At 64.1% G+C, this 18,709-nt stretch carries 13 protein-coding genes; 8 read left to right on the forward strand and 5 right to left on the reverse strand.

Going from position 1 to position 18,709, the window contains the following annotated elements; genetic code table 11:
- Nucleotides 1–2: 2 nt before the first annotated feature.
- Together CHB86_RS09490 and CHB86_RS09495 are read right to left on the reverse strand one after the other, a co-directional pair.
- Entirely contained in the window at nucleotides 3–581 is a 579-nt protein-coding gene (locus tag CHB86_RS09490) for a c-type cytochrome (RefSeq protein WP_089232795.1), read from the reverse strand.
- On the reverse strand, nucleotides 578–1,840 hold the full coding sequence (locus CHB86_RS09495) for a PQQ-dependent sugar dehydrogenase (protein WP_089232796.1): 1,263 nt from the start codon (nucleotides 1,838–1,840) through the stop codon (nucleotides 578–580). Before CHB86_RS09495 ends, CHB86_RS09490 begins: the two co-directional genes overlap by 4 nt.
- A gap of 242 nt (nucleotides 1,841–2,082) precedes the next feature.
- Between CHB86_RS09495 and CHB86_RS09500 the strand changes: the two genes are divergently transcribed.
- Nucleotides 2,083–2,733 (forward strand): GntR family transcriptional regulator, encoded by a 651-nt coding sequence (locus tag CHB86_RS09500; protein WP_089232797.1) that lies wholly within the window; start codon nucleotides 2,083–2,085, stop codon nucleotides 2,731–2,733.
- Nucleotides 2,734–3,019: 286 nt separating this feature from the next.
- Here the strand turns inward: CHB86_RS09500 and CHB86_RS09505 are convergent, their stop codons facing one another.
- Nucleotides 3,020–3,442 (reverse strand): c-type cytochrome, encoded by a 423-nt coding sequence (locus tag CHB86_RS09505; RefSeq protein WP_089232798.1) that lies wholly within the window; start codon nucleotides 3,440–3,442, stop codon nucleotides 3,020–3,022.
- A 376-nt stretch (nucleotides 3,443–3,818) separates the two neighbouring features.
- Nucleotides 3,819–4,457 (reverse strand): glutathione S-transferase family protein, encoded by a 639-nt coding sequence (locus CHB86_RS09510; RefSeq protein WP_089232799.1) that lies wholly within the window; start codon nucleotides 4,455–4,457, stop codon nucleotides 3,819–3,821.
- Between the two features lie 438 nt (nucleotides 4,458–4,895).
- On the opposite strand from CHB86_RS09510, the gene CHB86_RS09515 reads away from it, so the two are divergent.
- From CHB86_RS09515 to CHB86_RS24885, 7 genes are all read left to right on the forward strand, one after another.
- On the forward strand, nucleotides 4,896–6,026 hold the full coding sequence (locus CHB86_RS09515) for a TRAP transporter substrate-binding protein (protein ID WP_089232800.1): 1,131 nt from the start codon (nucleotides 4,896–4,898) through the stop codon (nucleotides 6,024–6,026).
- A 73-nt stretch (nucleotides 6,027–6,099) separates the two neighbouring features.
- Nucleotides 6,100–6,684, forward strand: a complete 585-nt coding sequence (locus CHB86_RS09520; protein WP_089232801.1) for a TRAP transporter small permease subunit — start codon at nucleotides 6,100–6,102, stop codon at nucleotides 6,682–6,684.
- Nucleotides 6,681–8,102, forward strand: coding sequence for a TRAP transporter large permease (locus tag CHB86_RS09525; protein WP_089232802.1), 1,422 nt, complete (start codon nucleotides 6,681–6,683; stop codon nucleotides 8,100–8,102). The genes CHB86_RS09520 and CHB86_RS09525 overlap by 4 nt, the downstream gene beginning before the upstream one ends.
- The gene (locus CHB86_RS09530) at nucleotides 8,092–9,453 is read left to right on the forward strand and encodes an amidase (RefSeq protein WP_089232803.1); all 1,362 of its coding nucleotides are present in this window, start codon (nucleotides 8,092–8,094) and stop codon (nucleotides 9,451–9,453) included. Before CHB86_RS09525 ends, CHB86_RS09530 begins: the two co-directional genes overlap by 11 nt.
- 11 nt (nucleotides 9,454–9,464) lie before the next feature.
- On the forward strand, nucleotides 9,465–9,626 hold the full coding sequence (locus CHB86_RS24590; RefSeq protein ID WP_176442819.1) for a hypothetical protein: 162 nt from the start codon (nucleotides 9,465–9,467) through the stop codon (nucleotides 9,624–9,626).
- A 4-nt stretch (nucleotides 9,627–9,630) separates the two neighbouring features.
- A complete protein-coding gene (locus tag CHB86_RS09535; RefSeq protein WP_089232804.1) occupies nucleotides 9,631–10,590 on the forward strand; it encodes a 2-hydroxyacid dehydrogenase in 960 nt (319 codons plus the stop codon).
- Between the two features lie 647 nt (nucleotides 10,591–11,237).
- Complete coding sequence (locus CHB86_RS24885; protein ID WP_217898290.1) at nucleotides 11,238–13,343, forward strand: GDSL-type esterase/lipase family protein; 2,106 nt, start codon at nucleotides 11,238–11,240, stop codon at nucleotides 13,341–13,343.
- A 9-nt stretch (nucleotides 13,344–13,352) separates the two neighbouring features.
- On the opposite strand, the gene CHB86_RS09545 is transcribed toward CHB86_RS24885, so the two are convergent.
- Entirely contained in the window at nucleotides 13,353–18,560 is a 5,208-nt protein-coding gene (locus tag CHB86_RS09545) for a calcium-binding protein (protein ID WP_089232806.1), read from the reverse strand.
- Between the last annotated feature and the right edge of the window lie 149 nt (nucleotides 18,561–18,709).

The following is an 18,709-nucleotide window of genomic DNA, read 5'->3' on the forward strand; positions in this document are numbered from 1 at the left end:
GTCTAGTTGGCCTGTTCGATTTCCAGTTGCACATTTGCATACCAATCAGCGAATTCGCGGATTTCCTCGTCCGTCAGATCCGCCGCGATCTCGGACATGATCTCATGCTTCCTCTTTCCAACGCGAAACGCCTTCAACTGGGTGTCGATATAAATGTTCACTTCGCCGGCGAGGTTTGGAGCATCCTGGAGAAGAGAGATCCCATCGGCCCCATGACATGAGACACAGGCTTCGGGTGCCTCGTCCGCGCTGACACCGTCAGGAAGCGAGGCAACCGCTGTGTGAGAGGCATACCAGGCAGCAACATCCGAGATCTGTTGGGCCGACAGACCAGCCGTCACAACAGACATCATCTCGTGCTCCCGTGCGCCTGTCTTGAAGGCCATGAGCTGTACTTCGAGGTAGTCCTTGGGCTCTCCGCCTATGTGCGGTGCAATCGGGATCAGGGCATATCCGTCAATGCCATGACAGGTGCGGCACATGTTTGCGATCTTCCGGCCAGCGGCTGGGTCGTCCGCATGGGCCGGAAAAGCCCCGGCGAGCATCAGCCCGCCGAGGATTACTGCCACTGAAGTCCTCATTCCGCAGGGGCAGGGTTGTAGGCGATACGCCAGATCGCACCGGCGAAGTCGTCAGATACAAGCATCGAGCCATCGGGCAGGAACTCGATATCCATCGGTCGACCACGATACTCGCCCGTGTCTTCGTTGAGCCAGCCGTCGGCGAAGACCTGTGCGCCCACGGCATCGCCGGTTTCAGGGTCGAGAGCCGTGAACATCACGCGCGCGCCGACTGGCGTCGTGCGGTTCCAAGAACCGTGCTGCGCCCAGAAGATTCCGCCATGGTACTCTTCGGGGAAGCTGTCGTCGTGATAGAAGCGCATGCCGAGGTCGGCAGCATGGGCGGTCATCTCAAGCTGCGGTTCGACGAACTCCACGCCTTCGGGACGCGGGAAGTCGGCTTCGGACACGATCTCGATGCGGGAGTTGGTCCACGGGAAGCCGAAGTGCTGCCCCGCCGCGGTCTGACGGTTCAACTCGCCCGGGGGAATGTCGTCGCCCATGCCGTCGACCTGGTTGTCGGTCCACCAGAGCTCGCCGGTCGCCGGATTGAAATCCTGGCCCACCGAGTTCCGAACGCCGCGTGTATAGACTTCGCGGCCCGAGCCGTCCGTGTTTATCCGGATGATGCCGCCGATGCCGATCTTGTCGTACATCTCGATCTTGTCGAGAGGCTGCACGTTATGTGGCTGGCCGAGCGAGATGTACAGCTTCCCATCCGGGCCGATGTCGCAGACGCGGGCAGTGTGGTTGAAGCTCTCTTCTTCCGGCGGGATCAGTTCCCCCTGAGCAACGACGACACCAACGGCGGGATCCGGTCCTTCGAAGAAGAACTCCGCAGCCGGGAAGACGAGCACCCGATTGCGTTCCGCGATGTAGAGAAAGCCATCCGGCGAGAAGCACGGACCATTGGGTATGTCGAAGGTAATGGAAGGTGCGAAGTCCTTGACCTCGTCGGCAACGCGGTCGCGGTCACGGTCGACAATCGACCACATCTTGTCCTTCCGCGTTCCCGCGAAAAGCACCGTGCCTTGCGGCGCCATTGCCATCGAACGCGCATCCGGTACGACAGCATAGAGGCTCACCTCGAAACCTTCCGGCACGTTGATGTGCTGCAAGATTTCCTTGAGCGCCTCCGCACGTTCACCTTCCTGGTCAATGAAAGTGAACGTCGCATCGGTCTTCTGCATGTTCGTCAACTTGTCCATGTTGTCTTGAGCAGATACCGGGGTCAGGAATGCTACACTCAGCATTAGCCCAGCGATCGTTGTCTTGGTCATCGCAAAAGTTCCTCCCATTGGTGTGCGGTTAGAACGCCGGTGAACCCGGCGCTGTTTCCGCTTGACTGCCGTGCGTCGATTGGGGGCCGCTGGATCACCCCTCCATCTCCCGAGTGATCACTCCTGCCAAGGACAGGCCCCGACGCTCAGCATCCAATATTCGTATTCGAAATACCAAATTCTGTCTACGGACTGCTGCGTGCTGTTAGTTTGGCCGGGACTGCGGTACGATCGGCGCCGACATGGAAACCATCAAGCCTAGGAAATCGCTGACGGAGGAGACCTACGACCGGTTGCTCGATGCAATTTGCTACGGTGAACTCCCGCCAGGGCATCGCATCAACCAGGACAAGGTCGCCGAGCGTCTGAGCGTGTCGCGGCAGCCGGTCAACAACGCGATCTCACTCCTCAAGGCTGACAAGCTTGTCGAAGATACCGGTCGGCGCGGCGTTGTCGTGTCAGAGCTCGACAGGGGATTTTTCGAATCGATTTATGAGTTCCGTCGCGTGATCGAGCCGTTTGCAGTGCGTCTGGCCAGCCAGCGTAGCGGAGATGACGCGAGGCAAGACGCCCGGAATGTCTTGGGGAGGGGCGATGCGGCCATTCAATCCGGGGACATTCGGGCTCTGGTCGAAGCCGATATGGAATTTCATCAGCTGATCTACAGATGGAGCAACAATGCCGCCATAGTGGCTTCGATGCAGGTCAATTGGCACCATATTCGCCGCGCGATGGTTGAAGTTCTGCAGAAACCGTCCTCTCGCGCGGATAGCTGGTCGGAACATGCTCAAATCATTGTGGCGATATTCGATCGCGATGAGAAACGCGCATCGGAGCTGATGGAACGCCACATCATCCGCGCCTACAGTGAACTGATCGCAAAACTTGGCTGATCGATCCCAGCTTCCTCGACCGATTTGGTTTTTCGCAAGGACTGAAGATTTGCGCTCCACCCGCGATTGGGCATGGTTCCCTGAGCGCGTTCCTTTGAGACGTGCAGTAACCGATTGGCCCTGCCACATGGTATCGATGGCAAGGCGCCGGGAAAAGACTGCGTCAACTGCCGCGAACGAGAGCAGATGTCCGCGACTGGGACAGACGTCCAGTCAGCGCTGGAAGCCGACGGCATCCGGGTTTGTCGCCAAGATGGACATCAAGGGACCAACTTGAAGTCCGGTCTCAGTTCTCCTGGATACTCGCGAGATACTCAATGAGCGCCAGGACGCGGAGCTTGGCGTAGCCTTCGTTGTCCAGGATGAAATCGGGGTCCTGTTCGGCTCTCATTCGATAGCGAAGCCCCCACGCGGGCATGTCGCGTGTTCCATGCGGTCCTGCTTCGGGGCCAAGCTCAACTGTCTCGAACACCTTTGTTACCGGGAAAACCCCGCCGTTGTTCGCCTGAAGCTGCGTCAGATCGGGAAGCGCCGTGTTCAGGTATCCAGAGATGGATCCGTTGCCTTTTCCATCCTGGCCGTGACAGGCTGCACAGCTGTTCGTGAACTCGAACTGACCGATTTTCTCTTGCATGGATTGCGCATCAGCGACCGCAGCAAGTCCGACGGTGATCGTGAAAGCACCGGTAGCAATCAGGAAATTCCTCATCTTCTCCCCCCCCAAGGTTTTCGGTACCCTCAGAGCCGCCGGCTTCGTGACTTCGCGAAGCCCAATCAACTGCGTGCACTGGTCAGAGGAAGAACATGGCTCTGAACGGCATTGTCGGTGTCAGTTGTTCTGGTCGGCATGGCGTCCGCCACGACCTCCAGAGATGAAGTGGGAAGTATCAATACAGCGCTCAGCCCGATTGTCTTTGCGTTAGGTCAAAGGTCCGGCTTTTCTCCCTGACTGCCGGGAGCCGGGACCCTTCGGTTTCTGTGTTACGGCGTGTCTCAATGCCTCGCGGACGGGTCTGATCGTCCCCCTGATCGTTGGCGGGCGCGCGAGAGCGCGGGCGCCGGCTCCGGCTGTCCGTGCCGGGCGATCACGGCATCGGAATGTCGTTGACGTAGTGCGGCTTGTGGTAGCCTGCCTGCACGGCGGGGCGCGCCGCAAGCCTGAGGTACCACTCGCGGACTGCCGGGTAGTCGGACAGCTTCACCTCCTGCCATTCATAGCGGCTGATCCAGGGCCAGCACGCCATGTCGGCAATGGTGTATTCGCCGCGCCCCGCTCCGGCGATGAAGTCGCGGTCGGTCAGGCGTGTCTCCAGCGTGGCATAGGCGCGGGCGACCTGCGCGCGGCTCTTTTCCTCCGACCACGGCGCCTTTCCGCGGTTGTATTTCAAGACTTGGTGCGCTTGCCCCAGATGCGGGCCTAGGTTGCCGACCTGCCAGCAGAGCCACTCGATGGTTTTCCAGCGCTCTTCGCCGTGCGGAAGGAACCGGCCGCGCGTCTCGGCCAGCCACATCAGGATCGCGCCGGATTCCATCAGGGTCAGGCCGCTCTCCCGGTCCCGGATGGCCGGGATCTTGGCGGACGGGGCGATTGCCAGAAACTCAGGCGAGTGCTGCTGGCCGGCCCCGATATCGACGGCATGGGCCTCGTATGCCTCGCCCAGCTCTTCCAGCATGATCGAGATCTTGCGCCCGTTCGGCGTCGTCCATGTGTAGAGGTCAATCATTGGCGTTCTCTTCGCTTGCTCTGCAGATCCACCAGCCTACATTGACCATCCTCGGGATCGATCGCCTGGAACAAGGTCGAGGCCCGAAGGGGAGGGACCAATGTGCGAGTGGCTGCGTGATGCCTGTCTTTACCTCGTGGAGAGCAAGATGGGCACCTTGCATCTTGGCTGTGGGAACGGTGCTCCATGCCCCGTCTCACGGCTTGCGAGGAATTTGTCGTGATTGTTGCCTCTGCCGGTGCTACATTCGCCGGACGGGGGGAGGAAGCGAGTGAAGCGTAAGCCGGGTTCGCAAAGGGAAATCAATATCTTGAGCGAAGTGGTTGGTCTCGGCCCCGGAAGTGGCGAACTGCAAGGTCCGCCGGTCGCATAAGGCGACTCGTTAGGGAAATCTGCCCGAGAAACTCTTGCAACAGAGGGGCAGAAAGGGAGGAAAGAATGTCAGACAATGCCAAGATCGGCCGCAGGTCGTTTCTGAAGAAATCCGCATTGATGGGGGGTGCGGCTGCCGGAAGCATGCTTGCCGCCCCGGCAGTGCTGGCCCAGGCGCCGGTCGTGATCAAGATGCAGACGTCGTGGGGCGCCGCCAATATCTGGCAGGAGTTTGCCCAGGACTATGCCGACCGCGTCGAGCAGATGTCGGGTGGCCGCCTGAAAATCGACCTGTTGCCCGCGGGGGCCGTCGTCGCCGCGTTCCAGGTCATGGATGCCGTGAACGACGGTATCCTCGACGCCGCGCATTCGGTGACCGCCTACTGGTACGGGAAATCGAAGGCGGCATCGCTCTTCGGGACCGGCCCGGTGCTCGGCGCTTCCTCGCCGGCCATGCTGGGCTGGTTCTACGAAGGCGGCGGCGACGAACTCTACCGTGAACTGACCCAGGACGTGCTGGGGCTCGACGTTGTCGGCTTCCTCGGGATGCCGATGTTCGCGCAACCCTTCGGCTGGTTCAAGGAGCCGATCGCCGGCGTCGCGGACATCCAGGGCTTCAAGTACCGCACGGTGGGACTTGCCGCGGACCTGCTGCAGTCGATGGGCATGTCCGTGGCCCAGCTGCCTGGCGGCGAGATCGTTCCTGCGATGGAGCGCGGCGTGATCGACGCGTTCGAGTTCAACAACCCGTCGTCGGACAAGGACTTCGGCGCGCAGGACGTGGCCAAGAACTACTTCCTGTCGTCCTATCACCAGGCTGCGGAGCAGTTCGAATTCCTGTTCAACCGCATCACCTACGAGGATCTGGACCCCGATCTTCAGGCAATCCTGAAGTACGGTGTCGAGGCTTCGGCCACGGCCAACCTCAACAAGGCGATGCGCCGCTACTCCGAAGACCTGCAATGGCTTCAGAACGAAGCTGGCGTGACGGTCCACCGGACGCCGAAGGAGATCCTCAGCGCGCAGCTCGAAGCATGGTCGAACATCCTGCCGGACCTCGAATCCGATCCGATGTTCAAGAAGATCGTCGACAGCCAGCGCGCCTGGGCAGAAAAGGTCGCGTTCTACGAGCTGATGAACGCACCCGACTATGCGCTCGCCTACGAGCATTTCTTCCCGGGCAAGCTCAAGCTCTGATCCGGCAAGCATGACACCAGAGGACCCCAGTTCATCGAAGCTGGGGTCCTAGCACGCGCACTAGGGGTAACTCATGATCGGCTACATTCGCTTCGCAGACAGCTTGTCTGCGTGGTTCGGCAAGGCGTTCGCATGGCTCATCATCCTGATGTCCGTGGGCACCGGCTACGAGGTTTTCGTACGGTACGTGCTGAACAATCCCACAGCGTGGGCGCTCGACGTGTCCTTCATCATGTACGGGACACTCTTCATGATGGGCGGTGCCTACACGCTGTCGAGGGGCGGCCATGTGAGGGGCGACTTCCTGTATCGTCTCTGGCAGCCCCGGACCCAGGCCAAGGTCGACTTGGTGCTGTATATCCTGTTCTTCTTCCCCGGCATCCTGGCCCTGATCTTCTCCGGCTGGAAATACGCTTCGCGCTCGTGGAGCTACGGCGAAGTATCGGTGAACAGCCCGGCGGGCATTCCGATCTACCAGTTCAAGACGGTAATCGTCGCCGCGGGGATCCTGCTCCTGATCCAGGGGGTCGCGCAGGTCATGCGCTGCATCCTCGCCATGCGCACCAACAAATGGCTCGAAGCGGATGAAGACGTGTACGAAACCGAAGACCTGCTGATGCGCGAAGCCGACAAGGCCGAAGGGGACCACCACCCATGACCGATCCCCAGATTGCCCTGATGATGCTGGGGCTGTTCATCCTGTTCGTCTTCCTCGGCTTCCCGATTGCCTTCACGCTCATGGCGATGGGCATCGGTTTTGGCTATTACGCCTATTACGACGAACGCCGCATGTGGCGCGACTACGACCGCCTCGAAGAAGGCGTGGCGACGGCCTGGGACCAATGGTCGACATGGATCGAAGGGTTTCTGAACAACCGGATCTTCGACCTGTTCGTGAACCAGACGTTCACGGTGATGTCGAACGAGGTACTGACAGCGGTGCCGCTCTTCCTCTTCATGGGCTACATCGTGGAACGGGCGAACATCGTCGACCGGCTGTTCACGACCCTCAACATCGCGTCCAAAAATATCCCGGGCTCGATGGGCGTTGCCGCGCTGATCACCTGCGCGCTGTTCGCGACCGCGACCGGTATCGTCGGCGCCGTGGTGACCCTGATGGGCCTCCTCGCGCTGCCTGCCATGCTCAAGGCGCGCTACAATCCATCCTTTGCGAGCGGCATCATCTGTGCCGGCGGCACGCTGGGCATCCTCATCCCGCCGTCGATCATGCTGATCGTCTACGCGGCGGCCTCGAACGTCTCGATCGTGCGGCTCTATGCGGGGGCGCTGTTGCCGGGCCTGACCCTTGTCGGTCTTTACCTCGTCTACGTCGTCGGGCGGTCGATCCTTCAGCCGTCGTCGGCCCCGCGCCCGCGGGACGACGAGGTGCCGGACATGCCGATGGGCCGTCTCATCCTGATGATCCTGACGTCCTTCGTGCCGCTGGCGTTCCTGATCCTCGCGGTTCTGGGCTCGATCCTCTTCGGCCTCGCAACGCCGACCGAGGCCGCTTCGATCGGTGCGCTTGGCGGGATCTTCCTTGCCTTCGTCTATCGGGCGATGTCGTGGCAGCGACTGCGCGAGAGCGTCTACCTGACCGTGCGCACAACCGCGATGGTGTGTTGGCTGTTCGTGGGGTCCTACACGTTCTCGGCGGTGTTCTCCTATCTCGGCGGCGAGCACCTGATCTCCGAGTTCGTGCAGGGGCTCAACCTGACGCCGGTGCAGTTCCTGATCCTCGCGCAGCTGATCATCTTCCTGCTCGGATGGCCGCTCGAATGGTCGGAGATCATCATCATCTTCGTGCCGATCTTCCTGCCGCTGCTGACCTTCTTCGACATCGACCCGCTGTTCTTCGGGATCCTTGTCGCGCTGAACCTTCAGACCAGCTTCCTGACACCACCAATGGCGATGTCAGCCTACTATCTGAAGGGGATCGCTCCACCCGAGGTCCGGCTGACGCAGATCTTTGCCGGGGTGATGCCGTTCCTCTTCTGCGTGATCGTTTCGATGGTTCTGATGTACCTGTTCCCGCAGATCGTCTTCTATCTCCCGGAGTTGTTCTATGGCAGCTGACAAAGCGGGCTCGGAACTGGTCGCGCTGCCGGCGGTGGAACTGCGCGACCGTCTGGCCTCGGGGGCGCTGACGTCCGAGAGGCTGGTGGCCGCCTGCCTCGAACGGATCGAGCGGCGGGAACCGGAGGTGCAGGCATGGGCGTGGCTCGACGGGGATCATGCGATTGCGCAAGCCCGGAGGCTCGACGCATGGCGCGCCTCCGGGCAGCCGGTCGGGCCTCTGCATGGTATGCCCGTCGGCCTGAAGGACATCATCGACACCGCGGGAATGCCGACGGAGAACGGCTGCGCGCTCGACAAGGGGCGCGTGCCGACGCGCGACGCATTCGTCGTTGAAAGGCTCAAACAGGCAGGCGCGGTCATCCTCGGAAAGACCGTCACAACCGAGCTTGCGTTCATGCATCCCGGCAAGACGCGAAACCCGCACAATCCGGGCCATACGCCGGGCGGGTCTTCATCGGGCTCCGCGGCGGCGGTGGCCGATGCGATGGTGCCCCTGGCCGTCGGCACACAAACCGGCGGCTCGGTGATACGGCCCGCCTCGTTCTGCGGCGTCACGGGGTTCAAGCCGACCTTCGGCGCGATACCGAGGCGCGGGGTGCTGATGCAATCGTCCACGCTCGACACACTCGGTGTCTTTGCAAGCGATGCGGCAGGAGCGTCGATGCTGGCCGAAGCGCTCTTCGGTCACGACGCCACGGATCCGGCGACGCAGCTCAGGCCGCATCCGCGCCTGCTCGATCTCGCCCGGTCCAAGCCGCCCTTGCCGCCGGTCTTCGCCTTCGTCCGGCCCCCGGGGTGGGACGACGCCCATCCCGACCTTCACGCGGCGTTCGAGGAATTGCTGGAGGCGCTCGGCGAGCAGGCATTCGAGGTGCCCTTGCCGACCATCTTCGACGAGGTCGCCGAGGTGCGCGCGCGCATCAACTTCGCCGAGATGGCGCGCTGCTACCATCGCTACAAGCGAGACGGCACCGACCTGCTCGGGCCGGAGACGAGAGACGCCCTGCAAAAGGGAGACGGGATTCTCGCCCGCGACTACATCGCCGCGCTGGACTGGCGGGAGGTGCTGAACGCGGGGCTCGAGAAGATCTTCGAGCGGTGCGACGCGATCCTCTGTCCGGCTGCCCCCGGTCCTGCGCCGGAGGGCCTCGGCTCCACCGGCGACTCGATCTTCAACGGTCTCTGGACACTTTGCGGCACACCGGCTGTGACGGTGCCGATCCTGACCGCGCAGAACGGGCTGCCCATAGGCGTGCAGTTGGTCGGCGGCCTCGGGAGCGACGGTCGCCTGCTTCGCACCGCGCACTGGCTGGAATGCTGGGCCGATGGCCCTCACACGGACGCATGAAAGGAACCATGATGAACAGGCTTGCCGCATTGATCGCCTTCCTAGTCCTCGCGGGTTTTCTCGTCATTCTCGCAATCGAGGTGCCGAGCTTGGACCTGATCCTCGTGATCGTCCTCACCTTGGGGCTGGCGGCCTACGATTTCTTCGGCTCCACTCGCAAGCCGAGGCAGTGAGCGCATGACAAGACCGGTCATCTGGATCCCGCGCCGCCTGTCGGACGCAACGCTCGAACGGGCACGCCGCGATTACGACGTGATCGACAATCCTGCCGACACGCCGGGCACGGCGGACGAGATCGTCGCCATGAGCGCGCGGGTCGACGGCATGATCCCCTGCCATTCCGAGCACTTCAGCGCCGAGGTCGTCGAGCGGCTCGACCCGCGGCTCAGGATCGTCGCCAACCACTCGGTCGGTGTCGATCACTGCGATCTGCCGGCCCTGAAAGCGCGCGGGATCGCGGTGACGAACACACCCGGCGTCCTGTCCGACGCGACCGCGGAGCTTGCCTTCATGCTCCTTCTGGCAGCCGCGCGTCACGCGGTCGAAGGTGACACACTCGTCCGCAGCGGGGCGTGGCAGGACTGGTCGCCCGCGCTCCTTGTCGGACGGCAGCTGACCGGAGCGCGGCTCGGCATCGTTGGCATGGGCGGTATCGGCCAGGCGCTCGCGCGCAAGGCCCGCGGATTCGACATGGAGATCCACTACCATAACCGGCGCCGTCTTCCCTCGGAGCAGGAATCCGGAGCGGTGTTCCATGAGCGTCTCGAAGACCTGCTGGCGGTGTCCGATTTCCTCTCGCTCAATTGCCCCGCGAGCCCGCAGACGACCGGCCTGATGAACGCCGAACGGATCGCCGCGATGCCGAAGGGCAGCATTCTCGTCAACGCTGCACGAGGCGCGCTCGTGGACGAGCCCGCACTGCTTGCGGCAATCGAAAGCGGTCATCTCGCGGCCGCCGGGCTCGATTGCTTCGTCGATGAGCCGGGGGGCAACCCCGCGTTCGCCGCGCACAAGAACATCGTGATGATGCCCCATGTCGGGAGCGCGACGGTCGAAACGCGCAACGCCATGGGCTTTCTTGCCCTCGACAATCTCGACGCGTTCTTCCGCGGGGAAACGCCGCCAAACCTGCTCTGACGCCCCGCCTGCTCTCTCACGCGGGAGAGCGGGCGGCGCGCATTCCGGAAACGCGCCGCCTCCAGCAAGGATTTCTGCTCTTGGGCCCGTTCACCCGGTTCCCGGGCTGCGTATGAGATCTGGCGTCGCCTCCACGCCCGACACGCCCTCCGCAACCTCCACGATCGGCAAGCCTCGGCCGCTCCGAAGCACCCGGCGCGCGGCAGCGTAGACTGGTGGTTCGTCAAGGCCGTATAGTCGGCACTTGGGGGCGTTGCGGGCAAGTGCCTGCGGCTCAAGTGACTTATGAATGCGATTTCTTGCGGAGTGGGGCATTGGTTCTTGCGATGAGTGAGTCAGGAAGCGGATTTGATCCTGGTGTTTGGTGGCCCGGACTGGAGGCGTTCCTCCGGGCGTCTTTCGGAACTGCCACGTCGATAGACCTGTCCGGTGGCGCGGATGGCCTGCCGTGGACGGGCAACAACCTGTTGGGGAGCTCTCTGGCAGGGGGGGGGCACGGCGATATCCGGGCGACATGGCATGGAGGAGCCTTTGGCGCGTGGGATGTCGCTCAACCGCGCCACATCCGTCGCGCTGAGGATGACGGCATCGGAACGGCCGTTTCGATCAGCTCCGCCTCCACGGAGCCGGTCGCGAGCGGCGAGAGAGTGTCGGCCTCCTTTGCGCAGGTGGCCTCGGCCGAAGGGGCGTTCAACCGGATCGTCGGAACCAGCGGCGCGGAGACGCTCAAGGGCACGTCCCGCCGGGACGAGATCAGCGGCTTCGGCGGTGATGACACCTTGTACGGGTTCCGGCTTGGCGATGTGTTGCATGGCGGGGCCGGCAATGACGAACTGGTCGGCGGCAACGGCGCGGACGTCCTGAAAGGCGGGGCAGGGTACGACGTTCTGAAGGGCGGCAAAGGCAGCGATACCCTCGAGGGCGGCTCCTGGCGCGACATGCTCCATGGCGGCAGCCTGGACGACACGCTCCGCGGCGGCAACGGCAATGACGTGCTGAAGGGCGGCAGCGGTGACGACCACCTGTTCGGCGGCAACAAGAACGACGTCCTCGACGGCGGCAAGGGCCGGGACAGGTTGACCGGCGGGTCCGGCGCCGATCGCTTCATGATCGACGTGGCCGCCTCGGATGTCGATCGGGTGAAGGATTTCTCGCGCGCCGAAGGGGACGTGTTCTACCTTGGAGAGGTCCTTCCGGCGGGCATCGAGGCGGAGGCCCTGTCATCCCACGTCCGCTTCGCGACGAGCGGAGACAACGCGCTGCTGCAGTTCCGCGAGACGGGGGAGAGCGGGTCCTTTCGGAGCGTGGCATGGGTCAAGAACGGCGCCGGGCTCGACGCGGCCGACCTGCTGGACCGGGGACAGATCGTCCTGATCAGCCCGGAGCTTCCCAACGAGAAACCCGAGCCGCAGGATGACAGGGGCTTCACCGCGGTCGTAGGCACCGAGCTGGAGATCCCGGTCGCGACGCTCCTGGCCAACGACAGCGATCCCGACGGCGATACGCTCTCGGTGACGGCGGTGAGCGGCGCGCGGCTGGAAGGCTCCAATGTGATCTTTTCCCCGTCGAGCGCCGGCACCAAGACCTTCACCTACACCGTCGCCGATCCCGATGGAGCGACGGCCAGCGCCACGGTCCATGTCACGGTAGAGGATCCCCCACCCGCGCCTGCGCTGTCCTTTGCCGGGAACGACCGGGCCGCGGTCGTGGACCTGCAGGCCGACACCTGGGCCGAGGTCGCGCGAATTCTCCTGCTGGGGGATTCCATCACCGACGGCTACGGCATAGACGGCGGCTACAGGCCGTACCTATGGGAAACCCTGACACAGCAGAGCAACGTCTGGGTGGATTTCGTCGGCGAATATGACAACAACCCGGGCGACGATTTCCACGATCCCGACCACCAGGGCTTGAGCGGCATCAAGGCCTCGACCGTGCTGGGAGACATCGACCGGATCGCCCAGGCCTCGCCCTCGGACATCGCCCTGATCATGCTCGGAACCAACGACGTACTGCGCGAGGCCGACGCAGGCGACGATGTGCCGGGGGAGTTGTTGCAGATACTTCAACGGCTCCACGCGGCCAATTCCGATGGTCTGTTCCTGGTTGCCGAGATCCTTCCGATCTCCGACTCGACCAAATGGGGCACGGTCAATTACCGGGCGACCGAGATCAACGACGCGCTGCCGGGGATCATCTCCCAGGCGCGGGCGCAAGGGATCGATGCCCGCCTCGTCGACACTTCGGCGATCACGCTGTCCGACATGTATGACGGCGTTCACCCGTCTTCGAGCGGGCACCAGAAGCTCGCCGCGATCTGGGCCAACGCGATCTCGGCCCGCGCGACAGCCAGCGCCGGCACCTTGCAGGCCGACCCGAACGCGGTCGCCGCTGACGTGATCGATGTCGTAGGCTCCGATCACGGCGACCGGCTGCTCGGCGACGGGGGAAGCAACGAGTTCAAGGGGGCGGGCGGAAACGACTGGCTCGAGGGCAGGGCGGGCAATGACGACCTTTGGGGCGGCTCGGGGATCGACCAGTTCGTCTTTGACGACACCGATGGCGATGACAGGATCATGGACTATGCCTCCGGCAGCGACCTCATCTACCTGCGCCCCGGTTCGACCTCCAGCTACTCGGTTTCCAACCAGAACGGCGACGCGGTGATATCCTTCGGCAGCACGAGGGTCACGGTCGAGAACACCCTGTCCAGCCAGCTCTCGATCGAGCTGATCGACCCCTTCGTCGCCTAGCCCCGGAGGTCAGAAAAGGAAGTCCTGCCGGTCGAGGTCTCCAAGGTCGGTCGCAAGCAGCACGATCTGGGTGTTCGCGCCGTCGTCGATCACCACCCGGTCGCCCACCTGCTTCATGTGGTTCGCCTTGAGGTCCTTGAAATCCTTGATCCGGGTCACGGCGGACAGGTCGATTTCCTCCCGGTCGTTGCGGGCCTCGAAATCCGCGATCCGGTCCCGGCCGTGGTTGTTGGCAAAAACGAAATCGTCCGCGCCCCGGCCGCCGGTCAGCAGGTCGTTGCCGGAGCCGCCGTTGAGCACGTCGGCCGACTGGCCGCCGTCGATCTCGTCGGCTCCGTTGCCGCCCTGAAGCCGGTCCGCGCCCTTGTTGCCGAAGAGCCGGTCGTTTCCGCCGCCGCCCTTGACGGTGTCGTTGCCGTCATTGCCGCTCAACGCGTCTGCGCCGTCGCCGCCGCGCAGCAGGTCCTTGCCCACGCCGCCCTTGAGCGTGTCGGCGCCGATCCCGCCGTCGAGAGTATCTTCGCCGCCGTCGCCGAGGATGGTGTCGGCCCCGCCGCCGCCGGACAGGGTGTCGTTTCCGGCCCCGCCCTTGATCCGGTCGCCGCCGGCCGCGCCGTCGATCCGGTCCTTCCCGGCATCGCCGAAAAGCGCGTCGCCGCCGCCGCCGCCGAGCAGCCTGTCGTTGCCGAGCCCGCCGCGCAGTTCGTCCTTGCCGCCGAAGCCTTCCAGGATGTCCCGGCCGCCCCTGCCGGCGAAACTGTTGCCGGAGCCGTCGCCGCTGATCCGGTCGTTGCTGTTGCCACCGACGACGCGCTCGAAGTCCGTGAACGTGCCGCGCGAGGCGAGGCCGACCGTCTGCAGCTCGATCCGGAAGTCGTCGAAGGCTTCGTCGTCCTCGTCGGGCAGCACCCGGGTCGTGTCGTCGGTGCTGTTCGAGTAGTTGGGGTCGGTCTCCAGTACCTGCTGCGGGGTCATCGCCACGCCGCCGAAGATCCGCGCCTCCGTGCCGTCGCTCTCCGCCACGCCGTCGCCGTCGCGATCCAGCACCACCCAGACCGGCGTGCGGCTGTCGAACGTCGCCTGGTAGGAGCCGGCGGCGAAATCGACGGAGAGTTCGCCATCGACGGTGCCGAAATCGAGCGTGTCGAATCCGTCGCTGCCAAAGAGTGTCTTGGTGCCGAGGCCGACGGTCACGGTGTCGTCGCCCTTGCCGCCCCAGGCGCGGTCGTCGCCGCTGCCGGTCACCAGCACGTCGTCGCCGTCCGCCCCGAAGAGACGGTCGTCGCCGTCATCGCCTGAGAGCAGGTTGTCGCGCTTGTTGCCCTGCAGCATGTCGTCGCCGCCGGAGCCCGCGACATTCTCGATCGAGACCAGCGTGTCGGAGCCGAAGGCCCCGGTCGCGGTGCCGGCAAAGAGGTCCACCGTGACGCCCGAGAAGCTGTCGGCAATGAGCGCCCCGTCGAGCCCGCCCGGCCTGACCCAGGCGTAGGAGGCGGTATCGCTGCCGCCGCCGCCCTTGAGCAGGTCGTTTCCGGCCCCGCCGTGCAGCAGGTCGTCGCCTTTCCCGCCCTCGAGCGTGTCGTTGGATGCGCCGCCGAATAGCTTGTCCCGGCCGCCCGCGCCGCGCATCAGGTCGCTGCCGCCACGGCCGATCAACTGCTCGTCGGCCACGCTGCCATTCAGGACGTCGTTGTAGTCGGTGGCGATCAGTGTCTCGAAATTCTCCAGCGTCATTCCGACCTGTTCGGAGATCAGGCCGCTCACTCCCTTGAACGAGGCGACGGTGCCGGCCGCCAGGTCGACCTCGATCCGCGACTGGTAACTGACGTCGAAGGAGATCGTGTCGAAGCCCTGTCCGCCATTGGCATGACCGAAGAAGCGCTCGATCCGGACCGTGTCGACCCCGTTGCCCATGAGCGCCGCGCTGTCGCGGTCGGTCTCGTCGTAGCGGGCGTAGTCGTCGCCCGCGCCGCCGCGGAAGATCCCGCTGCCGCCGCTGTAGAAATTGCCGATGTCGTTGCCCGAACCCGCGGTCACGTCGGCAAAGCCGTTCTCGCCGTCGAACCGGTCGTCGCCGCCGCGCAGGTTGAACAGCGCGGTCGTGGTGCCGCCGGGCTCGTAGATCGCATGGTCCGCGTAATCGCCGAGGCTGATCTCCTCCACCTGCCTGGGCTTGATGGAAAAGAACACGTCGCGGGCGTTGCGCAGGTCCTCGCCCTCGACGGAGGTCTTGTGCGCCCGGAGCGTCAGCGCGATCGCGCTCTCCACGCGGTAGAACCACCGGGCGTCGCCCACGTCGTCGAGCCGGAGCGTGTCGTAGCCGCCGCCGCCCTCGATCTGCAGCGCGCTCGCGCCGCCATCCACGGCCTCGGCAAGGATCAGGTCGTCGCCATCGCCGCCGTACAGGTACTCGCTGCCGCCGCTGTAGATCGTGTCGTTGCCGCCGGCGCCATGCAGCATCCGGGCCGCAGCATCGCCGTGCAGGATGTCGTCCTGGTCGGAGCCCATGAAGCCCTCGACATCCTCGGTGCGGTCCACGGCAAGCCGGTTGCCCTTGGTGTCGTAACGGACGATCCGGCCGCTGCCGGCCCAGATCTCTACCGGCCCGCTCGCCGGGATGTCCTGCATGTAGTTCTTCAGCGTCTGCAGGATCGACGGATCGTCGCTCTGGTCGCTGACGTCGAACTTGATGGTGTTGGAACTGCTCGTGTAGGACACGACGTCGTAGCCGTCGCCGCCCTTGTAGATGTCGCGCACGCCCTGCTTGGCCCGGCTGCCCGAGATCATCACGTCCACACCGCCGGCGCCGGCGGAAATGATGTCCGACCCGGGGCCGCCGACGATGTAGTCGTCCTCGCCACCCGCCTCGATCCTGTCGTTCCCGCCCATGCCGGCGATCACGTCGATGCCGTCGCCTGTGTGGATCACGTTGTCGGCCTTGGTGCCGCGGATCTTGTGATCCTGGTTGGGCGAGGCCACCACGTTCTCGATCGAGCTGAGCTTGTCCTGCCCCTGGCCGAAGGAGGTGCCGTCGGTCAGGTCGACGGTCAGCTTCGTGTTCGCGCCCTCCAGCACCTGGAATGTGTCGATCCCGGCCTGGCCATTCACCTCGTCGTTACCCGAGCCGGGCAGCAGCACGTCGTTGCCGGAGCCGCCGTTGAGCCGGTCGTCGGAGGTGGAGCCGAAGATCCGGTCGTTGCCCTTGCGGCCGTTGGCGACGTGGAGCCCGTCGACCTTTGTGCCGCTGGAATTGAGGAACATCAGGTCGTCCGCGGCCTTTCCGCCCTCGTCCCCGTTCAGGATCGAGCCGCCGATGATCGCGTTCTTCAACTCCTTGCCGGTGAACGACACGTCAGTGAAGACCACGCTGTCCTTGTCGCCGAGCGAGACCAGCGTGTCGATCCCGGTGTCGACGCCGGTCTTGGGCTGCAGGTGGCTGACGATGATATTCGCGGTGCCGGGCTCGCGGGCCAGCTCGTATTCGGTGAAGCTCGCGCCGAAATAGAACAGGTCGTTGCCCTGTCCGCCGTCTAGGAGGTCGGAGCCTGCACCGGCGATGATCACGTCGTTTCCGGCGTAGCCGTAGATCTCGTCGTCGCCGGCCAGCGCGTCGAGAATGTCGGGCTTGTCGTCGCCCTCCAGCGTGTTGGCCACGTCGTTGCCCCAGCCGGTCGGTCCCTTCTCGGCATCGCCGACCACACCGTCCTTGAAGATCGCCTGCTCCAGCAGATCGAGGAACGGCACCGTGCCGAGTGCGTCGATGATGTATTCCAGCAGGAAGTCGCTCAGCGGCTGCATCAGCGTCTCGAAGGCATCGAGCAGGTTGAGCGAGGGGATCAGCGCCGCCACGGCCTCCTCGGTGGCATCGAGCAGGTCGCCGAGCCCGAGCGTCTCCATCACGTAATCGATCACCGGATCGACGATGAGCCCCACCAGCTTGTCCACCGCATCCAGCAGCGGCAGGATCGGCTTCAGCACGTTGCCGGCGATCTCCAGCGGCTTTTCAAGGAAATCGAAGATCTTGGCGATCTCGTCCAGATCGACCAGCTCGCCGAGGATCTTGTCGAAGTCGATGTCGCGCATGACCTCCAGGAAGTCGTCGAGTTCCGCCTTCACGTCCTCGTAGAGCGCCTCGACCCTCGCGAACTTGTCGTTGCGATTGCCGAGCTGGGACTCGATCGCGGTGTTGAGCGTGTCGTACCGGCCGCTCCAGGTCTCGCCGGAGCGCATCGCCACCGCGAGAGCTTCCTGGAAATTACCGGTCGCCTCGGAGGCGATCTCCATCTGGCGAACCTTGAGCGTCAGCGCGTCCTGCACCGTGGCATTCGCCAGCGCCGCCTTGTCGATATTCGCCTGGACCTTGTCGATGAACTCGTTGTTGTTTTCCTTCGTCGGGGTGGCCTTGTCGTCCTTGCTGCTGATGTCGTCGAACTTCTCCTCGACCTTCTCGACGGGCTTCTTCACCTTTTTCAGAACCTGCTGGATCGCCTTGGTCGGGGCCTTGAGCGGCGAGACGAAGCCCACCACCGTCAGCAGCTTGTCGGTGAAATAGATCGCGTCGTAGGTCGTCTTGACGGTCTTGTCGGCGGTCTTGAAGGCGCCGACGCCGTATTTCGCGGAGAACAGGATATAGCCGATCGTCTTGACTGCATCGCGCATCTCGGTGACGTCGGGAAGCAGGCGGTCGAGGCGGGACTTGTAGATATCCAGCTCGGTCGGCGCCTGCGCGGCGGCATAGGTCTCGACCGGTTCCTCCGGGCGCGACTGGCGCGTCATTCGCGTGATGACCGCAGCGGCAAAGACGTCCTCGGGCGCCTCTTGGGTTTCAACGCCGATCGTCGTCGTGGCTTCATCGTCCGCCTGCGGGCGCTCGACGATCAGGGGCGCGGTGTCCCGGGACGGGCGCGGGGCAGGCGCCGCGGATTGAAGCGAGGCGCTTGAGCTGTGGAAGCTGCTGGTCGTGGAAGCCGCCGCGGTCGTGCCCCAGCCGCTGTCCGCGGCGTCGTCGGTGTCCGCCGCCGGGCCCTCCAGCGGCTGCCAGGTGGTGCCCAGGCCGGCAAAGGACGACCTGAGCGGCATGGCGAAGGTGGCTGTGGTGCTGTCGGTGGCGTCGTCTGCGGGTGCGGGAGAAGGGCCGTCGGCAGGTGCATCCGTCAGGGCAGAGAGGTCGGCAATCGTGTCGCGGCGGAGGCGGGGGCTGTCCTGATCGCTCGGCATAAGCGTTCTCCTTCAAACGGCAGACGCCGCGCCGCGTCGATCGATAATGGGTCTTGAAACGAAATGATATTTCCTGTGCGCGCCTTTCAGCGGTAACAAAACACGCCCCGTGTGACAACTACGTAGCGTCAACCTGTCAGGAGCCGCCG

Origin of the sequence: Tropicimonas sediminicola, from assembly GCF_900188335.1 — a bacterium.
Lineage (GTDB): Bacteria > Pseudomonadota > Alphaproteobacteria > Rhodobacterales > Rhodobacteraceae > Tropicimonas > Tropicimonas sediminicola.